Here is a 508-nt window from a genome sequence, read left to right on the forward strand (position 1 = left end):
CATTGTCCGCGTTCGATCTCGAAGCCTGGCTGGTGGCCCGCCATGCCGAACGCTGGGCGGCGCTGGTCGACGAGCGCCGGGCCGAAGCTTCGCAACAGGACATACGGCCGGGTGCGCTTGCGGCCATGTAATCCCGAGAAGTCGACGACTGTCGTTAACGTGGTGTTAACGACATCCGGCATTCCGGCCCCTCGAGATGAGATCGAGCAAACTTCTTAGCTACTGGAGTTCAAATACACTCGTACCTGCGAATGACATTGCCGTTGTAACGAAGACAGCCGTCGTCGTGCTCACGCGGCTCCCGCGATCGAAGGTCGTTTCATGCCTACAAGTCCCGTTGGCCAGCCCAGTGAAGCCGCGAAGGCGCTGTTCTCGGCGTTCGAGCAGGCGGTCGATGCTGTCGTGATCACGGGTGTCGACAGCCAGATCCGACACTTCAATGCCGCGGCCGAGCGGATGTGGGGATATCACCGCGACGAAGTCATCGGTCGACAGATCAGTGTCCTCG

Annotated in this window: 1 protein-coding gene; it reads left to right on the top strand. The window is 60.6% G+C overall.

The window, feature by feature from the left end:
* Positions 1–321: 321 nt before the first annotated feature.
* A partial coding sequence (locus tag AC1DU6_RS35960; RefSeq protein WP_477863457.1) for a PAS domain S-box protein occupies positions 322–508 on the top strand: 187 nt, incomplete at its 3' end.

This window comes from Roseateles sp. P5_B10 (genome assembly GCF_056400485.1).